This window comes from Comamonadaceae bacterium OTU4NAUVB1, assembly GCA_024372625.1.
Taxonomy (GTDB): Bacteria; Pseudomonadota; Gammaproteobacteria; order Burkholderiales; family Burkholderiaceae_C; genus Variovorax.
In genome coordinates this window covers 2138892-2156917 of record CP099605.1, presented here as the reverse complement: position 1 = coordinate 2156917, position 18026 = coordinate 2138892, and the positions used below count along the sequence as shown (strand labels likewise).

The window sequence follows — 18026 nt, the reverse complement described above, 5'->3', positions numbered from 1 at the left end:
AACCGCACACTATCTTTCCGGTCGGCATGGATTTCCCTATGACATTTGGATACAAAAGGTATCCTCGGCGATTGTGAACTTACCTTCGCCCTACCTCCCGACCAGCCACGACCCGTGGATCGTCGCGACCTCGCTGCTCATCGCCACCCTGGCCGCCTTCGTCGCGCTGGACTTGGCCCAGCGCGTGCGCCGCTCCGACGACCGCCTCGACAAGGTCTGGTGGGCGGTCGGCTCGCTGGCCATGGGCACGGGCATCTGGGCGATGCACTTCGTCGGCATGCTGGGCTTCTCGCTGCCGATCCGCCTGGGCTTCGCCGGCAACCTGACCCTGGCCTCGTGGGCGGTGGCGGTGGCGGCCTCCAGCATCGCGCTGTGGGTGTCGAGCCGGCGGGACTTCAGCATCCGGCGCCTGGGCGTCGCCTCGCTGGCGATGGGCGCGGGCATCTGCGCCATGCACTACGCGGGCATGGCCGCGCTGGACATGGCCCCGGGCATCGTCTGGGACCGGGGCACGGTCGCGCTGTCGGCGGTGATCGCGGTGGGCACCTCGGCGGCGGCGATGGGCATCTTCGCGCTGGTGCGCCAGCGCCAGGAGCGGCGCCTGGGCGTGCAGCTGCTGGCCGCGCTGGTGATGGGCCTGGCGGTCTGCGGCATGCACTACACCGGCATGGCGGCGGCGAGCTTCCCGGTCGGCTCGGTCTGCCTGAGCGCCGATGCGCTCAGCGGCTCCGGCCTCACGGGCCTGGTGGTGGTGGCCGCGTGCCTGCTGCTGGGCGGCACGCTGTTCACGTCGCTGCTGGAGGCGCGGCTGCAGGTGGTGGCGCGGCGCCTGTCGAGTTCGCTGGAGGAGACGAACGCGCGGCTGCAGTCGGCCAACGCGGAACTCTCGCGGCGTGCCTTCACCGACGCGCTCACCGGGCTGCCCAACCGGGTGCTGTTCGAGGACCGCCTGAACCACGCGCTGCGGCGCATGGCGCGCGCCAACCAGCTGCAGATCGAGGAGCGCATCGCCGTGCTGTTCATCGACCTCGACGGCTTCAAGCCGGTCAACGACACGTTCGGCCACATCGCCGGCGACCGCATCCTGAGCGCCACGGCCGATCGCCTGCGGGCGCTGGCGCGCGAGGGCGACACGGTCGCGCGCATCGGCGGCGACGAGTTCCTGGTGCTGCTCGAAGGCATCCAGGACAGCGCCGCCTGCGCGCAGGCGGCCAACGCCATCCTGGCGAGCCTCTCGCAGCCCTTCGACGTGCTGGACCGGCAGGTGCAGATCGCCTGCTCGATCGGCATCGTGATCCATCCGCTGGAGGGCGAGGCCGACAAGCTCATCGCCAACGCCGACGCGGCCATGTACGCGGCCAAGCGCACCGGCGGGGGCAACTACGCGATCTTCGAGTCGCACATGGGCACCGACGCGAACACCCAGCTCGAGCTGCAGAGCGACCTGCGCCGGGCGGTCGACCTCGGGCAGTTCGAGCTGTACTACCAGCCCAAGGTCGATGGCGCCACCGGCCGGGTCGATGGCGTGGAGGCCCTGGTGCGCTGGAACCACCCGCAGCGCGGCCGGCTCGCGCCGCTGGAGTTCATCGGCCTGGCCGAGCGCTTCGGCGTCATCGTGCGCCTGGGCGACTGGATCATCGACGAGGCCTGCCGGCAGATCGCGGCGTGGCGCGACGACGGGCTGCACCTGAACGTGGCGGTCAACCTGTCGGTGCTGCAGTTGCGCGAGAGCGGGCTGGCCCAGCGCATCGGCGCGGCGCTGCAACGCCACGGCGTGCCGGCCGAACGCCTGATGTGCGAGATCACGGAATCGGTCGCCATGGAGGACATCGCGGCCACGCAGCGCACCTTCCAGGGCCTGGAGGCCATCGGCGTGTTCCTGTCGATCGACGATTTCGGCACCGGCTATTCCAGCCTGAGCTACCTGCGCCAGCTGCCCGCGCGCCAGCTCAAGATCGACCGCAGCTTCATCGCCGACCTCGACCTGCGCGCCGACGCGCGGCCGGTGGTCCAGGCGGTGATCCAGCTCGCGCACGCGCTGGGCCTGCGGGTCGTGGCCGAGGGCGTCGAGCGCCAGGCGCAGCACGACATCCTGGCCGCCCTGGGGTGCGACGAGTTCCAGGGCTTCCTCTACGCCCGGCCGATGACGGCGCTGGACATGGCGGGCTGGACGCTCGACGCGTCGCGGCCGGCCCCGGAACCGTCGGTGCCCCGGCACGCCGCGCTGCCCGCGCCCGAGGCCGTCCTTCAGGCCTGAGCCGCCGCCGCGCCGGCCACCCCGCCCGGGGGCGCGTCCGCCGCCGCGCCGCGCTGCGCCAGCCAGAACGCCGGCAGCGCCACCACCGCCGCGCCGGCCAGGCACATGAAGGCGAGGCCGAAGCGGCCCTCCGCGCCGACGATGACGTTGGCGATGCCCGGGCTGAGCGCCGCGCCCACACCCTGCAGCGTCATGACGAAGCCCAGCGCCGTGTTGAAGCGCCCGCTGCCGCGCGTGTAGCGCTGCACCAGCAGCGGCGTCGCCACGCCCATCGCGCCGGCGGCCAGGCCGTCGAGGATCTGCACCGGGATGTTGTTCCACTGGCTGGCGAACGCATAGGCCAGCGCGCCGCGCAGCGGCAGCACCAGGATGGCGGCGTAGACGAACCACGCGACGTCGAAGCGCCTGCTGCGCGAGACCCACAGCGCCACCGGGATCATGGTGAGCTGCGCGACCACGATGGCGATGCCGGTCCACAGCAATGGCGCCGAGTCGGCCACCGTGGCGGCCAGGCGCTGGTTGATCAGCGGCAGCATCGCGGCGTTGCCCAGGTGGAAGAAGGCCAGCGTCAGCGCGAACATCGGCAGCCCCTTGTTCTTCAGCAGCGCCCCGATGCGTTCGTGGCCCTGCGGGTCGGTGACCCCGGGCGCGGGCGGCGGGTCCTGCGGCTCGTCGCCGCGCGCGGCCTCGTGGTCGATGTCCTCGGCGCGGATGGTGCGCACTGCCAGCAGCGCGCCGAGCGTCATCGCGCCCATCACGGCCAGCATCCACGGCGCGCCGAAGAGGTGCGCGACCGCGCCGGCGCCGACGGCCGAGATCATGTTGCCGGCGTGGCTGAAGGCCTCGTTGCGGCCGGTCTGGTGCTTGAAGCCCTCCGAGCGCGCCAGGCCCAGCGTCAGCGCCGCGAGCGCCGCCGCCAGCAGCGCGCCCGCGAGGCCGGTGACGATCTGCGAGGCGATCAGCAGCGGCGCCGACAGCGTCGTGAAGGCCAGCGCGCTGGCCCCCAGCACGGCGACGCCGGAGACGGCCGTCATGGCGCGCTTGGCCGTCGAGCGGTCGACCCAGGCGCCGGCGAGCGGCGTCATGGCCACGGCGGCCAGGCCGCCGGCGGTCATCGTGTAGCCGATGAGGTCCTGGCGGACGTGGTTCTCCTGCAGGTAGGTCGCGAGGAACGGGCCGAGCCCGTCGCGCACGTCGGCCATGAAGAAGGCCAGCATCGTGAGTGCCAGCAGGGAGGACGAGCGGTCGCGCGCGGCGGACATGGGGGGTGGCCCGGTGTCAGTGCCGGGGCGCCAGGGCGTGGCCGTTGGCGCGGTGCGCCTCGATCACGCGGCCGCCGCCGGTGGCCAGCGGCCGGGCGGGACCCTCGGCCTCCAGCGTGTCGCCGACCTTCAGGCCCAGCGTCTCGAAGCCGTCGGGCCGGGTGTGCACGAAGTCGCCGTTGTCGAGCAGCACGCCGTTGGGCGCGCCGTGGCGGGCGTGGTTCAGGCGCACCACCGTGCCGGAGACGCTCGCGTGCGGCGGCGCGGCCTCGGGCGGGCGGCCGTCGACGGAGACCAGGCGCTCCAGCGTGTAGACCGTGTGCGGCGACCCGCCCTTCTTCGACGGGCCGGCGTCGATGCCTTCGAGCACCAGCGGCTGGCCGGACGCCAGGACCGCGAGCAGCCCGGTGGTCGGCGCGTCGTGCGGGTCGACGACGAACTGCGTCGGGATGCCGTCGGTGTCGATCAGCAGGCCTTCGATGGCGCCCGAGGGGCTGTAGACCAGCTGCTGGAAGCGGCCCGCGACGGACCACACGTCGAAGGTGGCGGCGGTTTGGGCCTCGTCCCGGTGGGGCGCGTCGCCGGGCGGGGCGGCCTCGGCGCCGGGCGCCTGCTGGACATCGCGGGTCTGGTCGGGATCGAGGGTGCGTGGCATGGGTGACTTTCGGGGATCGGAAGGGAAAGGAGAGGGCGACGACGAGGGGATCGGAACGGAACCGATCGGGAGGCGGGAGCGGCGATGGCGACGCGCGGTGGAGGACGCGTCGCCGGTTCAGGTGCCGGCGGGCGGCATGGGCGACGTGGCGGGCGACGTGGGCGGCACGGGCGGGGCGGGCCGTGCCTCGGGGGTGCCCGCCTCGCCCGGAGGGCCCGGGGGGCGCGGGGCGCCCGGACCGCCGGCGGCGCCGGGGCCGCGCGCCGCGCCGGGTCGGCGTCTCGGGCCGGCGAAGACCTCGCGCAGGTCGGCCGGGGTGGTGCCGATGGCCGTCGCCTCGAAGGCGCGACCCTGGGCGCCGCGGCTGCCCCAGCCCCGGGCGCTGAACGTGGCGCCCGGCTGCAGCACCGGTGCGAACTCGGCGCCGACGTGCGGCGGGAAGCGCACGATGAGGCCGTCGTCCAGGATCACGCCGTTGACGTCCCCGCGACCGGTGCGCAGCTGCCGGGCGACCCGGCCGCTGCCGCTCATCGCGGTGAGCGCCCCGGGGTCGCGCGGTGCCGGTGGCGTCGCGCCGGCGGCGGGCGGCGTGTCGTCCAGGCTGCGGCCGCTGGCCGTCGCCGTCAGGCGCGACGCGCGCACCACCGGGGCGTCGGGCGTGCGCCAGCCGGCCACGCGCACGCCGTCGCCCGGCTTGAGCAGGCGCTGCGCGGCGGCCGACAGGTGCGGCGGGAACGCCACCTGCGTGCCGTCGGTCAAGAGCAGGCCGTCGACCTCGCCGCCGGGATTGACCAGCCAGCGCTCGACGCGGCCGGTGAGCACGGGCATCTGCGCGCCCCCGTCGGCCCTGGGTGCGGCCGGTGGCGTGGCGCGGCCGGCGCGCTCGGCGGGGCCGGCGGGCGGCGGGGGCGTCGTGGCCGGCGAGCGGGCGGCCGGCGACGTCGAGGCCGGCGGGGTGACGGGCGTGGGGGCGTCGGCGAAGGCGGTCCGGGCCAGGGTGCCGGCACCCAGGAGGATCAGGGCCGCGAGGGCGGCGGGACGGAGGGACGGTCGCATGGAGGGACTCCTTTTGGATGTGACGTACTTCACACTCTCACGTGTCGTGCCAGGCGCCGATGCCTTGTGAATCAACGACTTGCGTAAACCCGACACGGCCCGCTGCATGAACCCGGGACACCGGAGCGTCCGCTTTCCGGACACCACGCCTTTCCAGGCGCCCGTCCACGCACCCGGTGCTGCGGCGCCCGGGCGGCACCGCTCAGCCCATCCGCAGCCACACCGCCGAGGCCGCGCACACCAGCAGGAACGGGATGCTGATGCGGTGGAACTCGGTCAGCCCGTTGGGCAGCCGCGCCAGGCGCAGCGCGATCAGGTTGGCCAGCGAGCCCAGCACGCAGCCGAACGCGCCGACCGTCACGCCCGCGGCCAGGGCCGGCAGGTCGCGCACCGGGCCGTCGAGCAGGATCGCGGCGGGCACGTTGCTGATGACCTGCGAGGCGGCGATGGCCGCCAGGTAGGCGCGCCAGCCCTCGGCGATCGGCCACTGGTGCAGCAGCGCGGCGACGACCGGCAGCTCGCCGAGCTGGCGCAGGTCGACGAACATCAGCGCGATGATCGCCAGCAGCGCCCAGTCCACCCCGCGCAGCACGCGCGGGTAGAGCAGCAGGAAGGCGCCGAAGACGAGCCCCAGCCCGGCGAGCAGCCAGTGGCGGTCCAGCGCGACGACGAAGGCCACGAACAGCACGCCGGCGAGCGCCAGCAGCCGGGGCTGCACGCCGGCCGGCGATGTGCCCGCGCGCAGCGCGACGGCCGTCTTCGGCACCAGCAGCCAGGTGGCGACGAAGAGCCAGAACAGCACGATCGCCACGGTCGGCGCCATCATCCCCATGAAGCCGACGAAGCTGTCGCCCGAGCGGTGCCAGAGGTAGAGGTTCTGCGGGTTGCCGATCGGCGTGAGGGCCGAGCCGGCGTTCACCGCCAGCGCTTCCAGCACCACCAGCCGGGCCAGCGGGAGGTGCGCCTGGGTGGCCAGCACGCGCGTGAGCGGCACCAGCAGGAACAGGCTGACGTCGTTGGTGACCAGGGCCGAGAGCACGGCCGCCGCCGCCACCAGCAGCATCGCCAGGGCGCGCAGGCTGGTGACGCGCGCGAGCAGCCGCTGCGCGGTCGCCTGCAGCATGCCGCTCTTCTCCACGCCCTGCGTGATCGCCAGCAGCCCGGCCAGCGCGCCCACGGTCTGCCAGTCGACCAGCCCCACGTAGTCGAGCGGCGCGCGCGGGCGCAGCACGGCGAAGACGATCGCCACCGCCACCAGCACCCACAGCAGGCCGTTGCCGCCGGGCGGGGCGTCGCCCTCGGGCGGAACCTCGGCGCCGGGCCCGGCGGCGTTCGACGGAGACCCGGGACGGGCGGTGGGGGCGGCGGCGGAATCGGTCATGGGGTGGGACGCGGTGGAAGGAGGTTGAAAGCGGTTGAAAGCGGTGGGGGACGGTGGAGGGCGGAGGACGGAAGGCGGGACGCAGAAGGCGTGGGGCGGAAGGCGTCGGAAGGGGCGCGGTCGCGCGGCGCGGTGCAGGGCCGCCGGCCGCTCAGTCGAGGCCGTACTGCGCGATCTTCCGGTAGAGCAGCTGCCGGTGGATGCCCAGGCGCCGCGCGGCCTCGGCGCGGTTGCCGTGCGCGCGCGCCAGCGCGTCGGCGATCAGCAGGCGTTCCAGGCGCTCGACGGTGGCCGGCAGCTCGCCGCCGAGCCAGTCCGCCGCGAGCGCGCCGGGGGCGCCCGCGGCCGGCGGCGCGACGGCGTCCAGCGGCAGGTCGGCCGCGCCGATCACGTCGTGGCGCACCAGCGCCTGGCAGCGCGCCATGACGTTGCGCAGTTCGCGCACGTTGCCCGGCCAGTCGTGTTCGACCAGCCGCCGCACCGCGCCCTCGGACAACGCCTTGGGCCGCCCCGGCGCGGCCGCCCGCCGCAGGAAATGCCCGGCCAGCGCGACGATGTCGTCGCGCCGCTCGCGCAGGGGCGGCACGCGGATCGACAGCACGTCCAGCCGGTAGAGCAGGTCCTGGCGGAAGCGGCCCGCGCGCGCGTCGGCGGCGAGGTCGCGGTGCGTGGCCGCGACCACCCGCACGTCGACCTTCACCGTGCGGTGGCTGCCCAGTGGCGTGACCTCGCCCTCCTGCAGGGCGCGCAGGATCTTGGCCTGCACGTCCAGCGCCATGTCGCCGATCTCGTCGAGCAGCAGCACGCCGCCGTCGGCCGCGCGGAAGCACCCGTCGCGCTCGCCGGTGGCGCCGGTGAAGGCGCCGCGCACGTGGCCGAACAGCTCGCTCTCCAGCAGTTCCCTCGGAATGGCCGAGCAGTTGATCGCCACGAAAGGCGCGTCGGCGCGGTCGGAGTGGCGGTGCAGCGCGCGCGCCACCATCTCCTTGCCGGTGCCGGTCTCGCCCAGCACCAGCACCGGCGCCGCGCTGGCCGCGGCCAGGCCGATGCGCTTGTGCACCTCGCGCATCGCCGCGCCGGGGCCGACGAGTTCGCCAGGCGCGTCGTCGGCGTCCTCGCCGCCGTCGCGGCGGGCGGGCGATCCTTCCGCCTCGGCCACGCGCAGGACGCGCGCCAGCACCTCGGCCACGGCGTCGCGGCGGATCGGCTTGGCCAGGTGGTCGAAGGCGCCCAGGCGCATCGCCTCGATGGTGTTGGCGCCGCTCGCGTAGGCCGTCAGCACGATCACCGGCGGCACCCGCGCGAGGGTGGCGCGCATCGCCGACAGCGTCTGCAGGCCGTCCAGGCCCGGCATGCGGTGGTCGAGGAAGACGGCGTCGAAGCGCGTGCCACCACCGTCCCCTCCACCCTGCAGCACGTCGAGCGCGGCGCGGCCGTCGGCCGCCTCGACGGTGTCGTGACCCAGGCCCTGCAGGGTCTCGGCCAGCGTCTCGCGAAAGGCCGTGTCGTCGTCGACGATCAGCAGGCGCGCCATGGAAGCTCCAGTTCGAACCGGCTGCCGGGGTCGAGCGCGACGTGGCGCAGGTCGCCGCCGTGGGCCAGCGCCACCTCGCGGGCGAGTGCCAGGCCCAGCCCGGTGCCGTCGGCGCGGCCGGTGGCGAAGGGCTCGAAGAGCTGCGCCTGGACGGCCTCGTCCACGCCGGACCCGGTGTCGTCCACGCGCAGGCGCAGCGGCGCCGGCGCGCGGCCCGCCACGGCGGGTTCGTCGCGCAGGGCGGCCAGGGTGACGCGCCCGCCCCGGGGCGTGTGGCGCACCGCGTTGTCGAGCAGGTTGTCGATCGCGCGCGCCGCGTGCACCGGGTCGAACACGGCCGAGACCGGGCCGTCGCGCCGCACGACGAGCGCCACGCCCGCGCCCGCCGCGCGCGCCTCGACCGACGCCGCGCGTTCGTCGAGCCAGGCCGCCAGCGCGACCTCACGCGGCGCCAGCGCCAGGGGCTGCACCAGGCCCAGCAGGCTCTGCACCAGGCCCTCGAGCCGGTCGATCTGCCCGACGATGGCGCGCAGGGCGTCGGGCTGGCGTGCCGGCGCGCCGGCCAGGGCGTTCTCCGCCTTCAGCCGCATCGCGGCGATCGGGTTGCGGATCTCGTGGGCGATGCTGCCGGTCATGCGGCCGAGTGCGGCCAGGCGCTGGTCGCGGCCGCGCTGGCGGGCCGCCTCGCGCAGGGTCGCGCGCGCTTCCTCGAAGCGCAGGCGATGGCGGTTGAAGCCCTCGACGATGCGGTCGAGTTCGCGCACGCCGGTCGCCTCCAGCACCGGCACGACGTCGCCCTCGGCCTGCGCCAGGCTCGCCTCGAGCCGCTGCACGTGGCGCAGGCCGCGCCGCAGGATCAGGCCCAGCCAGAGCCCGGAGGCGATCACCGCCGCCATCAGGGCGACGATGCCGGCGCGCACGCTGGCCTGGGCGTCGAGCGCGCCGGCGTGGGTGCGCGTCATGGTCCAGGCGGCCAGGTCGCCGCCGGGCGCGCTCAGCGGACAGGCCGTCACGACCAGCGCCTCGCGGCTGCCGCGCACCACGTCGGTCCGCGTGCGCTGCATGCGGGCCGCCTGCCGCGCGATCTCGACGATCAGCGGCTGCTCGGCGGCGGGGATGTCGCGCTTGGCGCCACCGCCCTCGTAGGTCGGGTACGCATAGGCGATCAGGCCGTCGGCCGCCTGCCAGACGCCGCCCTCCACCCGTGGCGCCTCCAGCAGCACCAGCTGCAGCAGCACCTGCAGCAGGTCGAGCTGCGCCCGCTCGGGCGGCGGGGCGGGCAGGGAGCGCGCGTAGCGCGTGGCGATCTCGCCGCAGGCGCGCTCGGCGGCGGCGCTCGCGGTGGCGATCTGCACGCCCACGCTGCTGCGATAGAGCGTGATCATCACGATGGCCAGCGCCACGCACACGCCCAGCAGCAGCAGCCAGAAGAAGACCAGTTGGCCGCGCAGGGATCTCATGGAGCGTTGGATGCCGGTGCGGCGTTCTCGTGGTTGTCGTGCTGCCGTCCGCACGGGCGGGTGTCCGTGCCGGATGGAGCCGCAACATAGCCGAGGCCCCGCGGCCGGACCGTCAGCCTTCGCCCCGGGAAGGCCGGCGAACCCGGCCTCCACGCGGCCGCCGGCCGGCCGGCACGGATGCGCGGCCACGGGCCGGCCGGGCCGGGCCGGGAGGTGGGCGCCTGCTTACGACACCGTTCCGGACAAGGTTGGTAACATTTGTCACCTATCATCCGCCACGATGCAGCGACTCCCTTCCGTGACCACCTCATGCCCTCCCGCCGCCATGCCGACGGCGGCGGCGGTCCTGGACGACGGCGCCACCGGTGCCGTCCAGGACCTGCTGGAAGCCCAACGCCGCGCGCTGGCGCGCGAGATCCACGACGACATCGGCGGTGCCCTCGGCGCGGCGCATTTCGACCTGTCGTGGGTGGCGCGCCATCCGGGCCACGCCGACGCGGCGGCGCACGTCGCCTCCGCGCACGCGGCCCTGCGCCAGGCGATGGCCGCGACGCAGCGCGTGGTGCACGACCTGTATCCGCCCGACCTGTCGGAGGGCCTGGCGGCGGCGCTGCGCGCGCTGACACGGGACGTCGGACGGCGCCACGGGCTGCCGGTGGCGCTGGAGATCGCGCCCGGCCTGGACGCGGCGCTGTCCGCGTCCACGCGCCTGGCGCTCTACCGGACCGCGCAGGAGGCGCTCGCCAACGTCGCGCGCCATGCGCGGGCCGGCGCGGCGACCGTCGCGTGCGGGCGCGAGGGCGACGCGGCGTGGCTGGCGGTGCGCGACGACGGCCGGGGTTTCGACCTCGGCGCGGCGCGGACGCCGCGCGGCGCCGACGACCCGCGCGGCGCCGGGGGCTTCGGCCTGCGCGGGCTGGCCGAGCGCGCGCGCTCGGCGGGCGGACGCTTCGCCATCGACAGCCGGCCGGGACACGGCACGGCGGTGCGCATGACGGTGCCCGTGCGCGGCGGGCCGGGAGGCGGCGAGGCTGACGGCGACGGCGGCCACGACAACGAAGACGACGCGCAAGGCGTGCACGGGAGACCCGGATGATCGATGTGGTGATATGCGACGACCATGCGCTGGTGCGTCGCGGCATCCGCCAGACGCTTCAGGAGGCCGTCGACCTGCGGGTGACGGGCGAGGCGTCGAGCTACGCGGACGTGCGCGAACTGCTGCGCCACGTCCACTGCGACGTCCTGCTGCTCGACCTGGCGCTGCCGGGGCGGGGCGGGCTGGAGGTGCTGGCGGCGCTGGCCGATGCCGAATCGACGGTGCGGGTGCTGGTGGTGTCGATGTTTCCGGAGGAGCAGTACGCCATCCGCTGCCTGAAGGCGGGCGCCCAGGGCTATGTCAGCAAGAGCGGCGATCCGGCCGAACTGGTGATGGCCACGCGCCTGGTGGCGCAGGGCCGCAAGTACGTCACGCCGGAGATGGCGCAGATGCTGGCCGAGACGGTGTCGCGCCCGGCGCAGGACAGCACCCTGGCGCATTCGGTGCTCTCCGACCGCGAACTGCAGACGCTGACGATGATCGCCTCGGGCAAGCGCCTGTCGGACATCGCCGAGGAGCTCAAGCTCAGCCCCAAGACCGTCAGCGTCTACCGCTCGCGCGTGCTGGAGAAGCTCAACCTGCCCAACAACGCGGCCGTCACGGTCTACGCGATCCGCAACCAGCTGGTCTGAGCGCGCCCGGCGGCTGCGCGGACGGCCCGGCGGACGGCCCGGCGGACGGCCCGGCGGGTGGGGCGGCGGCCCGCGATCACGCGTGGCGCGCCAGGAACCGCTTCGCCCGCTCGGTCCGGGGCCGCTGGAAGAAGTGGTCCGGCGTGGCCATCTCGACGAGCTTGCCGCCGTCGAGGAACATGACGTTGTCGGCGACGTCCCGGGCGAAACCCATCTCGTGGGTGACCACCATCATCGTGAGTCCCGTCGCCGCCAGCTGGCGCATCACCTCCAGGACCTCGCCGACCATCTCGGGGTCCAGCGCGCTGGTCGGTTCGTCGAACAGCAGCACCCGGGGCCGGATGGCCAGGGCCCGGCTGATCGCCACGCGCTGTTTCTGTCCGCCGGAGAGCCGGTGGGGATACTCGTGCGCCTTGGTCGACAGGCCCACCCGGTCGAGCAGCAGCACGGCCTGCTCGCGCGCCTCGGCCGGCGAGCGGCCATGCACGTGGACCGGCGCCTCCATGACGTTCTCCAGCACCGTCAGGTGCGGCCACAGGGCGAAGTTCTGGAACACCGTGCCGATCCTGCCGCGCGCCGTGGCCAGTTCCCGGCGCGACATCGGACGGCTCGCCCCGCCCTCGTCCACGCGGCCCATCCGCTCGCCGCCGATCCGGACCGTGCCCCGGGCCGGAACCTCCAGCCAGTTCAGGCAGCGCAGGAGGGTCGACTTGCCCGAGCCGCTGGGGCCGAGCAGGCAGGTCGTGGTGCCGGGCGCCACGTCGAAACCGATGTCGCGCAGGACCTCGACGCCGTCGTAGTCCTTGCAGAGGCCGCGCACGGAAATCGCCGCCGATGGCGGGTCGGGATGCTTCATTGCCTACCTTGGGAGTTGCCGGCCGGCCCGGCGCGCGGCCAGGTCGATGCCGAGGGAGATGAACCAGTACAGCGCCATGGCCAGCACGAACGGTGCGAAGGGCGCGAACGCGTTCGCACTGACGAAGTTGGCCGCGAACGTGATGTCCTGGAGGGTGATGACCATCAGCAGCGCGCTGTCCTTCATGACCATGATGGCCTGGTTGCCCAGCATCGGCGCGGCCGCGCCGAGCAGTTGCGGCAGCACGATGCGCTGGTAGCGCTTGCGCCGCGAGAAGCCGAAGGCATCGGCCGCCAGCAGGGTTTCCGGCGGCAGCGTCTGCGCCTGGCTGCGGAAGATCTCGAAGAAATAGGCCGTGTTGTAGACCACCAGGCTCAGGAGCCCCGCGGCGAACGGCTCCAGCCTGACGCCCAGCGCGGGCAGCCCGTAATAGACGAGGTAGGCGAACAGCAGGAAGGGCACGCAGCGCATGCCGTCGGCCACCAGGCGGGCGGCGTTGGCCAGTGCGCGCGGGCCCTCGCCGAGCACCGCGCCGGCCAGCAGCGCCAGGGGCACGCTCGTCGCGAGGCACAGACCCACCAGGGCGAGGGTCGTCCACGCCCCCGCCGCGAAGAGGTCCCGGGCCTCCCAGATCGCGTCGAGCCCGCTCATGGCGCGGCGTACCCGTAGCGTCGCGCGATCCGGCGCTCGAGCCCGCGCTGGCCCCGCACGACCACGGCCACGAGGACGGTGTAGAGCAGGGTGGCGGCGATGAACGCGGGCAGGGGCTCGTAGGTCTGGGCGCCGATGCGGCTGGCGGCCCGCGTGATGTCCACGATGCCGATCACCGAGACGGCCGGCGTCACCTTGAGCAGCAGCGTCATCTCGCTGACCAGCGGCCCCAGGCTGGAACGCCAGAGCTGGGGCAGCACGATGCGGTGCAACGCCTGGCCGTCGGACATGCCGAACGCGGCCGCCGCCTCGAACTGCTCACGCGGGATGGAAGCCAGGCCGGCGCGCCAGATCTCGCAGTTGAAGGCCGCCGTGTTCAGCGCCAGGGCCAGCATCGCCGCCAGCATGGGCGGCAGGTCCAGCCCGGTCACCGGGAGCAGGAAGAACACGAACAGGCACAGCGTGATCATGGGCGTCGGCCGCATGAGGCCGACGTAGGCGGCGACCAGCGTGGCCACGACCGGCACGCGCCGCCAGCGGGCCAGCGCCATCAGCAGGCCCAGGGGCAGGCCGGCGGCGATGGCGGCGAGCGACAGCGCCACGGTGATGCCGGCGCCGTGGAGCAGGGTCAGGAAGGAGGTCGTCGTCATGGTGACGGGTGCTCGCCCGCGCCCTCATTCGCCCAGCGGCGCGGTGGTCGGCAGGTCCTTGAACGCCCGGCCGAGCCACTTCTCCTGCAGGGCATGGAGCGACCCGTCGGCCCGCGCCTTCGCCATGAAGCCGTCGAGCTGCGCCAGCACGGTGGTGTTGCCCTTGGCCACGGCCCAGGCCGCATACGTCGGAACGCCGACGGCGCTGCCCAGCTTGAAGCGCTGCGGCTGTTCCTTGACGAGGCTGGTCAGGTTGACGACGCCGTTGACCACGTAGTCGACGCGTCCGTTCGCGAGGTCCTGGTAGGCCTCGGGGAACGAGCCGTACTGCACGACGCGTCCCACGCCGCCGCCGCTGGCCGCGAGCAGCTTGCGCAGGTTGGCGAGCGCCGCGAAGGAACCGCCACCGGCCTGGACGCCGACCGTCTTGCCGTCGAGGTCGGCCACCGAGCGGATCGAGACGTCGTCGGCGCGGGCGGCGTAGTACTGCGTGGCGTCCGCGATGGGCATGGTGAAGTCCAGGCGCCTGGCGCGCTCGGCCGTCACCACCACGGCGGTGAGGGCCACGTCGTACTTGCCGGTCGTCACGCCCGGCAGCAGGCCCGACCAGGGAATGATCTGCTGCTCGACCTTCCAGGTCACCTGCTTGCGGTAGAGCGCCAGCAGGTCGTGGTCGAGGCCCATCGGCTTGCCGTCGACGACGAACTCGAACGGCTTGTAGTCGTCCTCGGTCGCGACGGTCATCACGCCCCTGGCCTTGATTTCCTCCAGCGTCGCCGAACTCGCGCCGCCGGCACCGGCCAGCAGGGCCAGCGCGGTGGCGAGGGTGGCGAACGCACGGGTGGGGATCGAATGGAGAGACATGGGGTTTCCTTGGGTGGTCGATGCGGGGGAGGGACGAGGAACGCGGTTCAGGCCGGTCGGCGCGCGACGAGGTCGATTTCGACCCGCGCGTCGTAGGCCAGTCCGGTGACGCCGACGCAGGTGCGGGCCGGCAGTTCGCCCGCCGGAAAGAAGTCGCGGTAGGTGTCGTTGAACGCCGCGTAGTCGTCCTGGAAGCGCGTCAGGTAGGCCCGCGCGACCACGACGTGCTCGAAGCCCAGGCCGAGGCCGGCCAGCACGGCGCGCAGGTTCGCCATCACGTTGAGGGTCTGCGCCCGGATGCCCTCGGGCAGCCGGCCCGGGGCGGCCGGTGTGTCGGGCATCTGGCCCGTCACGAAGACGAAGCCGTCGCTCTCGGTGGCGTGGCTGAACGGCGCGACGGGTCGGGGCCCGTCCGGAATCATGTGGAAAAGGATGGCTTTCTCGGGTGTCTGCATGCGTCGACCTGCACGATGGCGGAGTTGGATCGCAGCAGCGATTGCAATCGCCATGCCAATGAGAGATCAATACAATATGTCCTGATTTACATTGAAAAATCGGGGCAATTTGCGTTGCTGGCTGTTTTGGTGCGCCTTGTCGAGGGGCGGATCGCGGTTCGAATTGGGGCAATTCTTTATGGATCGATACATTGAGGGGTACATTGCCAAAGGACCGGACGGCATGCGCCGGCCGCCCTGGATGCTGGCCATCGACGTCATGGGCGGACCGCGCTACAAGGCCATCGTCGAAGGGGTGCGCGCGGGATTGATGAACGGCTCGCTCAAGGTCGGGGAGCGACTGCCGCCGCAGCGCGAGTTCGCGCGCATGCTCGGCCTCAACCTGGGCACCGTCACGCGGGCGTTCGACGCCCTGTGCCAGGCCGGTCTGGCCCGGGGGGAAGTGGGGCGCGGCACCTTCCTCACCCTGCCGTCGGCGTCGATCGACAGCCCGCCATCGCTGTGGGAGCAGTCACGGCCGCCGGGCTTCATCGACCTGTCGCACAACTTCCCGGAACGCACGCCCGACCTGGCCGGCGCGGACCTCGTCCTGGCCGAGCTGGTGCCCGGGCCCGGGGTCGACCGCCTGCTGGCCACCCAGGTCGACGCGGGGCGGGCCGACCACCGGACGGCGGCGGCGCGCTGGCTGGCCGGGATGGGGATGGCGGTGTCCGCGCAGGAGGTCACGATCACCTGTGGCGCTCAGCACGGCCTGCTGATGGCGCTCGGCGCGCTGACGCGGCCGGGCGACATGGTGCTGGCGGAGGAACTGACCTTCTACGGCATCAAGTCGGCGGCCGCGATGCTGGGCCGCAACCTGGTCGGGGTGCGCATGGACCACGAGGGGCTGCGGCCCGAGGCGCTGGACCTGGCCGCGCGCCGCTCGGGCGCCAAGGTGCTGTTCTGCTGCCCCACGCTGCACAACCCCAGCACCGCCACCATGGGCCTGGAGCGCCGGCACGCGATCCTGGAGGTCTGCCGTCGGCACGACCTGGTCGTGGTCGAGGACGACGTCTACGGCTTCATGCTGGACGACCCCCTGCCGCCGCTCGCGTCCCTGGCGCCGGAGCGGGTGGTCCACGTCACCGGTCTTTCCAAGCTGGCCGGGCCCGGCCTGCGGATCGGCTACGTGGCCGCGGCGGGGCGCTTCGGGCAGGCGCTCGGCGTCGCCCTGCGCGCGACGACCCTGATGGCCTCGCCGCTCAACGCCGCCGTGGCGCAGCGCCTGATGAACGCCGGTGCCCTGCCGCGGATCGCCCGGGCGATCCGGGCGGAGACCCGCGCCCGCCAGGCCCTCGTGGACGAATGCTTCCCGCCGGCGGACCGCGTCAGCCACCCCGGCTCGTTCTATTTCGGCCTGCGGACCGGGCCGCGCTGGACCGCGCCGAGCTTCGCGCGCGCGGCCGAGCAGGCCGGCATCGGCGTCACCCCCTACGACCTGTTCGAGGTCACGCCACTGACGGGCGACGGCATGGTGCGGATCTGCCACAACGCCGCGCCGGACCGGGACGGCCTGCGCCGCGCGCTGGCCGGACTGAAGGCACTGCGCGACGGGTGATCGGCGAGCGAGCGGCGGGTAAGCGGCGGGTCAGTGGCGGGTCGGGCGGGGCACGAGCGGCGACTCCCGCGATACTGCGGGCCGCGAACCTTCCCACAACCCACGGAGACACAAGCTCATGTTCAATCACGTCATGGTCGGCTCGAACGACATCGAACGGTCCAAACGCTTCTACGACGCCGTGCTGGGCGTGCTCGGCGCCGGCGAGGGCGTGCGCAACACGGCCGCGTCGGGCCACGTGCGCCTCTTCTGGCGGCATGCCGGCAACAGTTTCGGCGTCAGCCAGCCGATCGACGGCGCGGCGGCGACCCCGGCCAACGGCGGCACCATCGGGTTCAAGTGCAGCTCGCCCGAGCAACTGCAGCGCTTCCACGACGTCGCGCTCGCCCACGGCGGCACGTCCATCGAGCAGCCGCCCGGCCCGCGCGACGGCGGCATGGGACCCATGCACCTGGCCTACGTGCGCGATCCCGACGGCAACAAGCTCTGCGCGATCTTCCGCTGACCGCGGGGCCCGCCCGCCGGGGCGACGAACCCGGCGCGAACGTGACGTTGCGCACGCCGCGCCGGATCACCGCGCGGGGCGCGGCGGGCGGACGGCCGGTTCGCCCGGGACAATGGCGCCATGGCTTCCTCCCTGCTCCGAATCCTGGCCGCCAGGAACCTGCCGATGGTCGTGGAGGGCGGCGACCTCGTCGACGCGGTGCACATCCTCGTGCTCGGCGGGCATGTCGAGGCCCGCATGGAGAAGGCCGTGCGCACGGCCGACGGCTGGCGCCGTCCTTCCGCGACCGTGACGCGCGTGACGCCCGCGGGACGCCGGATGGTGCGGCTCTTTCCCCCCGCGGCTAGCGCCCGCCCATGAACAGCGACAGCATCCGCTCCATCGCCATGAGCAGCGGCTGCTCCATCATCGGCAGCACCAGGGCGATGCCGGCGAGACCGGTGGTCAGGGTCACCGGGAAGCCGATGGCGTAGATGTTCATCTGCGGGGCGACGCGCGAGATCACGCCCAGCACCAGGTTCACGAACAGCAGCAGGCCGATCATCGGCAGGGCGATCCACAGGGCGCTGGCGAACAGGTCGGCACCGAGTTCGTGCATGCGCAGCCGCGCCAGCGTCTGCAGGATGCTGCCGTCCACGGGGAAGGCGTCGAAGCTGCGGATCACGGCCATCAGCACCGTGAGGTGGCCGTTGACGGCGATGAACAGCAGCACCGCGATGTTGCCGAAGAAGCGCGAGACCGCGCTGACCTGGGCGTTGCTCATCGGATCGAAGAAGGCGGCGAAGTTCAGGCCCATCTGCAGGCCGACGAGTTCGCCGGCGAGTTCGATGGTCGCGAAGATCAGCCGCACCGCGAAGCCGATCGTCATGCCGATGCCCACCTGCTGGACCAGCGTGCCGATGCCGGCGACGCCGTCGATGCCGATCACCGGCTGCGCCCCGAGCGTGGCCTGCGCGCACAGCGCCACCATGAAGGCCAGCCCGACGCGGGCGCGCACCGGGAAGGCGCGCGAGGAGAAGATCGGCGCGGTGGTGAACAGCCCCAGCACGCGCAGGAAGGGCCACAGCACGGGGCCGACCCAGGCCATGAGCTGGGCTTCGGTGAAGGTCAGCACG

Annotated in this window: 18 protein-coding genes; 6 read left to right on the top strand and 12 right to left on the bottom strand. The window is 73.5% G+C overall.

Annotated elements, in window-relative coordinates; translation table 11 throughout:
- Positions 1-73: 73 nt before the first annotated feature.
- Positions 74-2257: an EAL domain-containing protein gene (locus NF681_13615; GenBank protein ID UST53354.1), complete on the top strand. Its 2184-nt coding sequence runs from the start codon at positions 74-76 to the stop codon at positions 2255-2257.
- On the opposite strand, the gene NF681_13610 is transcribed toward NF681_13615, so the two are convergent.
- The 6 genes from NF681_13610 to NF681_13585 form a co-directional block, all read right to left on the bottom strand.
- Positions 2248-3519, bottom strand: coding sequence for an MFS transporter (locus NF681_13610; protein ID UST53353.1), 1272 nt, complete (start codon positions 3517-3519; stop codon positions 2248-2250). The two genes, NF681_13615 and NF681_13610, sit on opposite strands and share 10 nt — an antisense overlap.
- Positions 3520-3535: 16 nt before the next feature.
- Positions 3536-4174: a hypothetical protein gene (locus tag NF681_13605; protein UST53352.1), complete on the bottom strand. Its 639-nt coding sequence runs from the start codon at positions 4172-4174 to the stop codon at positions 3536-3538.
- A 117-nt stretch (positions 4175-4291) separates the two neighbouring features.
- Positions 4292-5230, bottom strand: a complete 939-nt coding sequence (locus NF681_13600) for a hypothetical protein (protein UST53351.1) — start codon at positions 5228-5230, stop codon at positions 4292-4294.
- A gap of 202 nt (positions 5231-5432) precedes the next feature.
- Positions 5433-6611 (bottom strand): SLC13 family permease, encoded by a 1179-nt coding sequence (locus NF681_13595; protein UST53350.1) that lies wholly within the window; start codon positions 6609-6611, stop codon positions 5433-5435.
- A 151-nt stretch (positions 6612-6762) separates the two neighbouring features.
- Positions 6763-8145, bottom strand: coding sequence for a sigma-54 dependent transcriptional regulator (locus NF681_13590; protein ID UST53349.1), 1383 nt, complete (start codon positions 8143-8145; stop codon positions 6763-6765).
- Entirely contained in the window at positions 8130-9605 is a 1476-nt protein-coding gene (locus NF681_13585; protein UST53348.1) for a HAMP domain-containing histidine kinase, read from the bottom strand. The genes NF681_13590 and NF681_13585 overlap by 16 nt, the downstream gene beginning before the upstream one ends.
- A gap of 298 nt (positions 9606-9903) precedes the next feature.
- Between NF681_13585 and NF681_13580 the strand changes: the two genes are divergently transcribed.
- Positions 9904-10701 carry a histidine kinase gene (locus NF681_13580; GenBank protein ID UST53347.1) on the top strand — a complete coding sequence of 266 codons (798 nt, stop codon included), beginning with the start codon at positions 9904-9906 and terminating at the stop codon, positions 10699-10701.
- Positions 10698-11333: a response regulator transcription factor gene (locus tag NF681_13575; protein UST53346.1), complete on the top strand. Its 636-nt coding sequence runs from the start codon at positions 10698-10700 to the stop codon at positions 11331-11333. Before NF681_13580 ends, NF681_13575 begins: the two co-directional genes overlap by 4 nt.
- 76 nt (positions 11334-11409) lie before the next feature.
- On the opposite strand, the gene NF681_13570 is transcribed toward NF681_13575, so the two are convergent.
- From NF681_13570 to NF681_13550, 5 genes are read right to left on the bottom strand one after another with little or no spacing between them, the layout of a single operon-like run.
- Positions 11410-12189, bottom strand: a complete 780-nt coding sequence (locus NF681_13570) for an amino acid ABC transporter ATP-binding protein (GenBank protein UST53345.1) — start codon at positions 12187-12189, stop codon at positions 11410-11412.
- A 3-nt stretch (positions 12190-12192) separates the two neighbouring features.
- Positions 12193-12840, bottom strand: a complete 648-nt coding sequence (locus tag NF681_13565) for an ABC transporter permease subunit (GenBank protein UST53344.1) — start codon at positions 12838-12840, stop codon at positions 12193-12195.
- On the bottom strand, positions 12837-13490 hold the full coding sequence (locus tag NF681_13560; GenBank protein ID UST53343.1) for an amino acid ABC transporter permease: 654 nt from the start codon (positions 13488-13490) through the stop codon (positions 12837-12839). Before NF681_13560 ends, NF681_13565 begins: the two co-directional genes overlap by 4 nt.
- Positions 13491-13514: 24 nt before the next feature.
- Positions 13515-14354 (bottom strand): transporter substrate-binding domain-containing protein, encoded by an 840-nt coding sequence (locus tag NF681_13555; GenBank protein ID UST53342.1) that lies wholly within the window; start codon positions 14352-14354, stop codon positions 13515-13517.
- Between the two features lie 47 nt (positions 14355-14401).
- Positions 14402-14776, bottom strand: a complete 375-nt coding sequence (locus NF681_13550) for a RidA family protein (GenBank protein ID UST55775.1) — start codon at positions 14774-14776, stop codon at positions 14402-14404.
- 256 nt (positions 14777-15032) lie between these two features.
- Between NF681_13550 and NF681_13545 the strand changes: the two genes are divergently transcribed.
- From NF681_13545 to NF681_13535, 3 genes are all read left to right on the top strand, one after another.
- Positions 15033-16406 carry a PLP-dependent aminotransferase family protein gene (locus NF681_13545; protein ID UST53341.1) on the top strand — a complete coding sequence of 458 codons (1374 nt, stop codon included), beginning with the start codon at positions 15033-15035 and terminating at the stop codon, positions 16404-16406.
- Between the two features lie 118 nt (positions 16407-16524).
- A complete protein-coding gene (locus tag NF681_13540; GenBank protein UST53340.1) occupies positions 16525-16911 on the top strand; it encodes a VOC family protein in 387 nt (128 codons plus the stop codon).
- 120 nt (positions 16912-17031) lie between these two features.
- A complete protein-coding gene (locus NF681_13535) occupies positions 17032-17271 on the top strand; it encodes a hypothetical protein (GenBank protein UST53339.1) in 240 nt (79 codons plus the stop codon).
- Here the strand turns inward: NF681_13535 and fliR are convergent.
- A complete protein-coding gene (gene fliR, locus NF681_13530; GenBank protein ID UST53338.1) occupies positions 17255-18025 on the bottom strand; it encodes a flagellar biosynthetic protein FliR in 771 nt (256 codons plus the stop codon). The genes NF681_13535 and fliR overlap by 17 nt on opposite strands.
- Position 18026: the final 1 nt, after the last annotated feature.